Below are 388 nucleotides of genomic sequence, written 5' to 3' on the forward strand. Positions count from 1 at the left end.
CACGTCCTTCATCGCCTCTGACTGCCTAGGCATCCACCGTGTACGCTTAGTCGCTTAACCTCACAACCCGAAGATGTCTCTTTCGATTCATCATCGTTTTGCGAAAATTTGAGAGACTCGAACACACTTACCATCTGCTCTTATTACGGAGAGCAGACACAGTGTGTCGTTTCAATTTTCAGCTTGATCCAGATTTTTAAAGAGCAAAACTTCGCAACGCACCTTCGCAGGTACACTCTGAAGTTTTTGTGTTGTCGCAGTAAAGGATGGTGGAGCTATGCGGGATCGAACCGCAGACCTCCTGCGTGCAAGGCAGGCGCTCTCCCAGCTGAGCTATAGCCCCATCGTAGTTAAATCTCTTCAAATTTGCGTGGCAAATTTGGTAGGC

General features: G+C 48.2%; 1 tRNA gene. It reads right to left on the reverse strand.

Going from position 1 to position 388, the window contains the following annotated elements:
- Window positions 1-267 precede the first annotated feature (267 nt).
- Window positions 268-343, reverse strand: a tRNA-Ala gene (locus M8318_RS00145).
- Window positions 344-388 lie beyond the last annotated feature (45 nt).

Origin of the sequence: Leclercia tamurae, assembly GCF_025566055.1 — a bacterium.
Lineage (GTDB): Bacteria > Pseudomonadota > Gammaproteobacteria > Enterobacterales > Enterobacteriaceae > Enterobacter > Enterobacter tamurae.